The sequence below is a fragment of the Amycolatopsis sp. NPDC058340 genome (genome assembly GCF_042723975.1).
Taxonomy (GTDB): Bacteria; Actinomycetota; Actinomycetes; order Mycobacteriales; family Pseudonocardiaceae; genus Amycolatopsis.
Genome location: NZ_JBHXIB010000077.1, coordinates 1 through 8089 on the forward strand (window position 1 = coordinate 1; position 8089 = coordinate 8089).

At 72.5% G+C, this 8089-nt stretch carries 5 protein-coding genes; 1 reads left to right on the plus strand and 4 read right to left on the minus strand.

Annotated elements, in window-relative coordinates; genetic code table 11:
- Positions 1–61 precede the first annotated feature (61 nt).
- Genes ACFWIW_RS40025 through ACFWIW_RS40040 form a run of 4 tightly spaced genes read right to left on the minus strand, consistent with a single transcriptional unit; the run spans position 62 to position 6451 of the window.
- On the minus strand, positions 62–2233 hold the full coding sequence (locus ACFWIW_RS40025; protein ID WP_378373259.1) for a DUF3488 and DUF4129 domain-containing transglutaminase family protein: 2172 nt from the start codon (positions 2231–2233) through the stop codon (positions 62–64).
- Positions 2230–3357 carry a DUF58 domain-containing protein gene (locus ACFWIW_RS40030; protein ID WP_378373260.1) on the minus strand — a complete coding sequence of 376 codons (1128 nt, stop codon included), beginning with the start codon at positions 3355–3357 and terminating at the stop codon, positions 2230–2232. Before ACFWIW_RS40030 ends, ACFWIW_RS40025 begins: the two co-directional genes overlap by 4 nt.
- 2 nt (positions 3358–3359) lie before the next feature.
- The gene (locus ACFWIW_RS40035) at positions 3360–4313 is read right to left on the minus strand and encodes an AAA family ATPase (RefSeq protein WP_378373261.1); all 954 of its coding nucleotides are present in this window, start codon (positions 4311–4313) and stop codon (positions 3360–3362) included.
- Positions 4310–6451, minus strand: coding sequence for a fibronectin type III domain-containing protein (locus ACFWIW_RS40040; protein WP_378373262.1), 2142 nt, complete (start codon positions 6449–6451; stop codon positions 4310–4312). The genes ACFWIW_RS40035 and ACFWIW_RS40040 overlap by 4 nt, the downstream gene beginning before the upstream one ends.
- Before the next feature lie 131 nt (positions 6452–6582).
- On the opposite strand from ACFWIW_RS40040, the gene ACFWIW_RS40045 reads away from it, so the two are divergent.
- Positions 6583–7905 (plus strand): type VII secretion protein EccE, encoded by a 1323-nt coding sequence (locus tag ACFWIW_RS40045; RefSeq protein ID WP_378373263.1) that lies wholly within the window; start codon positions 6583–6585, stop codon positions 7903–7905.
- The last annotated feature ends 184 nt before the right edge of the window (positions 7906–8089 follow it).

The following is an 8089-nucleotide window of genomic DNA, read 5'->3' on the forward strand; positions in this document are numbered from 1 at the left end:
ACCTTCAACGTTGCGAAAGTGGCTTTCGCGACACCTCCCTGGGGCCAGGAAGTCCGAACGCTCAGCCCCGTTCGCGAGTCCTGACCGGCACCAGGGTCCGCGGCTCGAGTGCCGCCAGCACCCGAGCCGCGAACGGTCTGGTGGCCAGCCCCCGGCGCACCTCGCCGACCTCCTGCCACGCCCGCCGGACCGAACCGTCCCCCACCGGGACACCGGACCACAGCGTCACGTCCAGCACCTTGGCCAGCCGGGCGACCGGCTCGCGGATCCCTTCCCCGGCAAGCGATCCGGCCGATTCGGCGAGATCGCGCGGGGTCATCCCGATCCGGAACGGCACGCCGTGCGCGCGCAACCGGTCGCGGATCTCGTCCCACGCGCCCAGCACTCCTTCGGCACCGGACCGGCGACGCCGCCGCCGGGCGCGGACGACCTTGGCCACCGGGACCCCGACGAGCCAAAGGAGTCCGAAAAGGACGATCGCGGCGGCGAGCGACGGCCACCACCAGTTCATCCCCGCTTCGGCGCTCTGATCCTCGCCGGATTCCGACGGCATGCCCGGTGGGAGCTGGGGAGGCCGCAGTTGCTGTTCGGCGGGAAGCTGGGCCCTCGCGCGGGCGACCGCCTTGCCGGGCCCCGCCTGGTTCCGCTCCGCCTTGCCCGCGGCGGCGGTCGGATCGAGTGCCACCCAGCCCGCACCGGCGACCGCGACTTCGGGCCACGCCAGGACATCGCGGTTGCGGACGACGTGCATCCCGCCGTCGGTCTCGGCCGAGCCCCGGAACCCGACGACCAGCCGGGCCGGGATACCGCTCATCCGCGCCAAGACGACGTACGCGGCGGCGAACTGCTCGCTCGTCCCCCGTTTGCTCTCCAGCAGGAAATGCCTCAGCTGCGGCCAGCCGTGCCCAGTCGGCAGCTCCTCCGTACCCGTCGCGACCTGATAATTGGTGCTGAGGAAGCGTTCCAGCTGCAACGCGGACTGGAACGTCGGGCGCAGGCCGCGCACGGCGTCCTTGGCCACGTTCTCCACGTCGGGCGGCACCGTGCCGAGTCCGTCGAGGCCGCCCGGCGCCCGCGGGTCGATCTCCCCGGAGCCGAGATCGACCTCGGGTGAAGACCAGCTGAGCCGGTAGTTCCGTTCCTGGGCGTCCGACGGCGATTCCATCATCAGGGTGCCCGCCGACTCGTCCACCAACGGGGTCAGACCGTCCACACCGGTCAGATCCTGATGGCTCGGCAACCAGGGTCCCGAGAGCCCGCGCACCTTCAGTTCCGCGCTGCCACGCACGCCGGGCACGGCGTCGAGGCCCGCGCCGAGCCGCCGGAGCCGGGAGTCGGACAGCCAGTTCGCCCCGTCGAAACCGTTCAGCACGATCAAGCGCCACTGATCGACCGGGGTGTCACCGCGGTAGCGGAACACCTCCTCGCCCGGCCGGATGAGCCGCTGGGCGATCTCGTCCAGCGGGTTGCCGACCCGGCTTCTCGGTGGTGGGGCGGCCTGGGTGTCCTTGAGTGTCAACGGATCGCGACCTGCCGGGTCGAGCCCGGCGAGCGCGACCGCACCGGCGACGAGGGCGACCACAGTGGACAGTGCGGGCCAGATCGCCGAGCCGGTCACCCGCCAGGAGAACCGAGGGCCACCGGGTGCCCGGCTCACCGACCGGACGCGGCGGCCCGACCACAGCAGGAGCCCGGCGGGCAGCGCGTAGGCCAGCGCCGCCACCACCGCGAAAACCCCCGTCAACGCCTGATACGCCTGGGCGAGACCGGCGACGGCCAGGCTGGGCACGAGCGCCACGAGCGGCTTCTTGAGACGCAGCAACAGTTCCAGCCCGAGCACGACGGCCAGCAGCACCGAAAGCGGCACGAACAACAGCTGTTCGGGGATCGGCCGCGCGGGCCAGGTGGACTGCAGCGTGAGCCGCCAGCCTTCGGTGAGGCCGCGCGCCAACCCCTGCACCGATGCGCCGGTCGGCAGGAAGGCGAGCGTGGTCGAGGTCAGCACCGTCTCGATCAGCCCGAGCAGGCCGAGCAGCGCGACGAGCAGCGGCCGGTAGGGGGTCAGCTTGGGGAACTTCGCGGTCAGTTCGGCGCAGCCGTACGCGACGAGGACGACCACGAGCACCGGGACGAGCAGCGCCGCCCAGCCGAACACGGGCGCGAACAGCAGCCCGGTGATCCCGGTCGCGGCGAGCAGCGCGGCGGCCGCGATCCGGTCGAATCGGTCGCTCATGCCTTCCCCACCAAGGTATTCCACTGAGCCGCGGCACCGGCGGCGTCGACCGCGACGATCAGGCCGCGCGAGCCGGCCGACGGCCTGAGGTCACCGAGCCGGACCACGGTGTCGGGCCGCCAGCGGGCGGCGTGACCGAGATCGGCGTCGGGACCGGTGATCAGCACGAGCACCCCGCCGGGGCGTTCGGCGGCGGCCAGTGCCGAGGGCAGCAGCGGCGCGTCGTCCGCCGCGTCCTGCGTGACGAGCGCGAGTTCGTCCAGCAGCGTCCTCGCCGCGCGCACCCCGCTGTCGGTCGGCGTGTCCGCGCCGGCGGAGGTGATGAAACGGCAGTGCTGCCCGGCCGACGCCGACGCGTAGAACAGGGAGGCCGCCACCTCGACGGCCTCCTCGAAAACGGCCGGGTTCATCGACGCGGGCCGGGTGTCGAGCACGGCGGTGAACCGGGGCTGGGCCGGGTCGGCGTACTCGCGCACCATGAGCCGCCCGGTCCTGGCGGTCGCCTTCCAGTGCAGATGCCGGACCTCGTCGCCGACCACGTATTCGCGCACCGCGCGCAGATCCGCCGAACCACGCAGCGGCGGATCGGTGATCGGGCCTTCGTGGTGGTGGCGTGGATGACCGGCCTGCGCCGCGCGCACCGCGTGCCGTCGCGGGTGCACCCACAACCACGCGGAACTCCCGACGGTCTGGTCGCCGCGTGCGAGATCGAACAGGTCGGGCCGGTGCACGACGAGCGGGCCGACCCGGAGTTTCCCGCGTCTCGTCGTCGGCAGCTCGTAGTGGTACGTCGCTTCCGCGCCGGGCGCGAGCGGGCGGACCCGCAGGCTGTGCGTTTCGCCGCCGATGCCGTCCGCCGCGGCGAAACCGCCGTGCCGCCGCGAATCGGTGTTGCGCACGACGAGCGAGGCCAGCGCGGGTTTCCCGCGCTCGACCCGGTCCGGCCGCACGGTCCGGCCGATCTCCACCTTCGGCCGGAACCTGGTGGTGGCCAGCGCGATCAGCACCGCGCCGGCCGCGATCCCGGCGAAGGCACGGAAAAACGTGTACCCGGCCAGCTCGCCGAGGGCGTAGAACCCGGCGGCGAAGGCCAGCACGATGACGCCGCGGCGGGTGAGCCGCACGCCTACCTCCCCATCGCGGCCATGGGCGCGGCCGTGGCGCCCAGGAGTTCGTCGACGATGTCGGCGGTCCGCCGCTGGTTGAGTTCGGCGTCGGGGGTCAGCACGAGCCGGTGGTCGAGCACCGGATGCGCGACGTCCTTGACGTCGTCCGGGGTGACGAAGTCGCGGCCGAAGGTGGCGGCGAGTCCCTGTGCCGCCCGGATCAGCGCGATGCTGCCGCGCGGGCTCGCGCCGTAGCGGACGTCGGGATGCGAGCGGCTCGCCGCGGCCAGCCGGACCGCGTAGTTGACGATCTCCGGCGCCAGATGGGATTTCCGCACCTCGTCGATCACGGACTGGACGTCGGCGATGCTCAGCACCGGCTTCAGTTCGTCCGGGGTCACCCCGGCGCAGTCCCCCATCACCACCCGCATCTCGGATTCCAGATCCGGGTAGCCGACCGAAATACGCATGAGGAACCGGTCGAGCTGCGCTTCGGGCAGCCGGTAGGTGCCCTCCAGTTCGATCGGGTTCTGCGTGGCCACCACGAGGAACGGCCTCGGCACCGCCTGCCCGACCGAATCGACGGTGACCCGGCGTTCGGCCATCACCTCCAGCAGCGCGGCCTGTGTCTTGGGCGTACCCCGGTTGATCTCGTCCGCCAGCACCACGTTGGCGAAGATGCCACCGGGGTGGAACTGGAAGCGTTCGTTGTTCTGGTGGTAGACCATCACGCCGGTGATGTCGCCGGGCAGCAGGTCGGGGGTGAACTGGATCCGGCTCCACCGGCCGCCGATGCTGGCGGCGACGCAGCGCGCGATCGTCGTCTTGCCGACGCCGGGCAAGTCCTCCATCAGCAGATGCCCTTCGGCGAACAACGCCGCCACGGTGAGCCGGACGACCTCCGGTTTCCCGCGCACCACCGATTGCACGTTCTCGGCGATCTGCTCGAAGGCGACCCTGGGTGTGAGCGTCACAGAAGTTCCTTTTCCTTTCGTCGGCGCAGGCCGACCATCGCGATCGGCCCGAGCCAGATCAGCGAGCCACCGGGGGCGCCGCCGCCCGCGCCGGGCGAACCGGTCCAGCTGTCCGTGCCGGTCCCCCCGGACGTCTTGATGGTGGCCGTCACCGTGATGGCACCGAAATAGACCACGTTGTTGATGTTCAAGCTGGTGGCGCCGGAGCAGGCCTTCGAGGCCGAGCGGGCGCCGTTGAACTCCGCCTGGCAGGTCGCGGCCGCACCCTTTCCGTTGGCGTTGACCGAAACGATCAGTCCCGTGGTGCCGACGCGGACACCGGAGATGGTGATCGACGGCGGATCCGACGGCACCGGTACGGTGACCTTCCGGCTACCGGCGGCGCCGTTGATCGCCGCTCCCGAGCCGAATTTCGTGACCGCGCGGACCGTGACGGTCGCGGTGCCGGTGACCCCGGTGAACTCCGCGGACGTGGCCGAAACCGTGCGCTGGCCCTTGCCCGTCACGCTCACCAGGTAGTGCACCAGCGTGCCGCCGCGGAGGTCGGGCTGGGTCCAGCTCACCGAAACCTTCCCATCCGCACGGGCGTTCGCGGTGACGACCGGCGCCCCGGCAGGCCGGTTCGCGGGTCCCGGGATGACCGCTTTGGCGCTGGCGCCGACCCCGAGGCCTGCCGAGTTCTCCGCGACCACGGTGACCACGTACGGGGTTCCGTTGGTCAGCCCGGAAATCGTGGTGCCCCGTGACGATCCGCTCACCCGGGTGGAACCGCCGGTCCAGGTCACCCGGTAGGCCGTGATCCGCGCGCCGTTGTCCGCAGCCGGGCTCCACGAGACCTTGATCGAGCCGTCCCCCGAGCTCGCGGTCACCTTCCTCGGCGCGCCGGGCGGAGTCGCCTTCGCCACCGGAGGGGGCGGGGGTGCCTGCTGGGTGTTCGGCGGCGCCTGCTGTTGCTGGGGCGGGGGCTGGTCGCCGGACGGTTCCGGATCGGCCGAAGGCGCGCCCGCGGTCTGGGTGTTGGCCGCCTTGTCGACGTCGACGTCGACCACCGTGCCGTCGTCGCCGTTGACGACCAGCACGTGCGAGCCGTCGGAACTGTCGACGTAGATGCGGTTGTCCTCGCCCTTGGCCAGCCTCGGCGGCGTGCCCTGGCCCGGCACCTTCGCGGTGGACTTGAGCTTGCCGGCGGCGTCGTAGGTCAGCACCTCGCCGCGGGTCTCGTCGACCAGTGCGACGACGTTCGAGGAGGAGAGCGGGCCGTTGAACCGGCTGCCCTTGGTCAGCTCGACCGAAATCGGCTTCGCGGAAGGGCGGTCCTGGTCGAGGCCGCTGACGTCGATGAGGTGGAGCTGGTTGCGCTCGGGGTCGGCGATGGCCAGCCGGTCGCCGACGGCGCTGTTGGCGACCTGTGCCGACGGCGAGAGCTTGATGCCGAGCGGAAGGCCGTCGCCGAGCCCGTCCGGTCCGACGCGGTGGAGGCTGTCGCCGGTGGTGTCGAGCACGACCGGCCGGTCGCCGACGAGCGTGAGCCCGCCGCCGTGCCCGGGCGGAAGCTGCGCGGGGCAGGTCATGACGGCGGCGCCCTTGGGCAGATCGCAGATCGCGCCGTTGTCGACGCGGTGCGCCCACACCGTCCCCTCGGCGGTCGCGACCGGCCGGGACAGCGGCCCCCCTGCGGGCACTGTCGCGGCCGGGTCGCCGAGCCGCACGATCTGCCCGGCGTTGCGGTAGACCAGGTACGGGCCACCCGCGACCTCCAGCACGAACGGCGTTTCCGGCGCGGGCGGCGGTGTGGACTCCGCCACGCTCAAGGTCGCCTTGTCGAACTCCGTGATGCGGTTCCGCTCGACCACGTAACCGGAGCCGTCCCCCTGCGCGACCTGGCTGCCGTTCGCGCCGGGCACGTCCGCGCGCGCGTCGACGCGGTTCGTCGAACCGTCGACGTGGAACGCGGACTGCGCGGCGTCGTTGTAGACCCAGTGGCCGACCTGGACGAACTCCAGCCGTTCGGGGGTCGCCGCCTGTCCGGTCACGGCGAGGCCGATCAGCGCCAGGCAGCCCGCGACCACCAGCGCCACGGCCATTCTCGTCCTGGCGACCACGCTGAACCGCTTCGTGCCCCGCTCGTCGGTGTTCACGTGATCAAGCTAGAGAGCGACCATGAAATTTCGATGAAACGTCCCTGTCCCGCCGCCCGCTGGCGCCGTGTCATCGAAACCTCATGTTCGCCGGGCAGGCTCGGGCGGACCCGGTTCGAGGAGGCAGGACGATGACCGATCTCGGCGCGGCGAGGACGGACGCGCGGTACTCCGCTCCGCCGCCACCGCTTCCGCATTTCGCCCCGGCCGTGCCGCGGGCCCAGGCCGTGCCCGATCCGCTCGCCTACGCCGCACCCGCCGCACGGGCCGCCGCCCGCGAGGCCGCGCTGGCCGCGCTCACGGCGGCTCGCCAGGCTGAGCAGCGACCGCGCTGGTCCGCGGCGGCACCGGTTCCCGCCCCCGCGCCCGGTCCGCCGCGGCCGAATCCACCGTCGCCCGGCCGGGGACGAAGGGCAGGCCGGATCGGCGGGATCGGGGTCGCGCAGATCGTCTGCTGGCAGCTCGTCCTCGTCGCGCTCGTCCTGGTGGCGGGGCGGCCGTGGCCGCTGGCGGCCGCGGTGGTCACCGCCTCCGTGGTGGTCCTCGCGCTGACCGCCGTGCGGATTCGCGGACGCTGGCTCTACGCCTGGCTCGGTTCGGCGTCGGGCTACCTGACCCGCGACCGCGACCGGGATCTCCGGCACGCGGGCGAGGCGGGCCGGGCGCTGCTGCGCCTGCTTTCGCCGGAAGCGACGGGGATCACCGGCGAGATCGGCGACGAGACGGTGTTCATGGTCAGCCGCGCCGACGGGATCACCGCTGTGCTGCAACCGAAATCCGCCGCCCGCGAGCAGCCGATGCCGTCGCCGACGAGTTTGCTGCCGCCGTCACGCGAGCAGGCACTGGACGTCGCCGCGCAGGTCATCCACCACATCGGCGCGGACCGCTCCCGTCCGCCGCGGGGCTGGGTCGCGCTGCAGGCCCTGCGCACCGCCGACGTCCACCGCGACGCCGATGTGCGGCAGGCACTGGGGAACGCGGTCCGGCGCGTCCGGCGGCAGCTTCGCCGCGACGGCCTGCCGGTACGAGCGCTCAGCGAAAACGAGGTCCTCGGCACGCTCGCGTCACTGGCGCACGTCACGGCGGGCCGGGCGCGGATCCGTGAAGACTGGCGGTTCTGGCACAGCGGGCAGATCTGCCAGGCCACGTTCCGCCTCGACGGCTGGGACGCGCTTCCCCCGGTGCTCGCGGCGGAACTGTCACGCCGTCTGCTCGCCGCGGCCCCCGGATCCGCGGTGACCCTGGCCGTGACCGCGCGCCGGGGCGCCGCCGAGACCGAACCCCGCGTCAGCGCCGCGATCCGGATCGCGGCCGCGGGGACGCAAGCGGTGGATCACGCGGTGCGGGACCTGGAACTCGCCGCCCGCCGCGGCGGGGTCACCCTGGACCGGCTCGACGGCAGGCACGCCAAGGGCGTGGCCGCCACGTTGCCGATCGGGGTCAGTCAAGGGTAAGGCAGAGGTGGCGTGTGGCGGGCCGAAGCCCGATCTGCCAGGCCGAGATCCGTCCACAAGGGACACCAGGGCTCGCTCAGGGCCCGATCGGAGCGCTTCGCACCGGGGTGGGGGGGGGGGGGGTTGGTGGTGTTGGTCTTGGTGATAGAACTGCACCAACGCACCCCCCCCGCGACACCAAAGA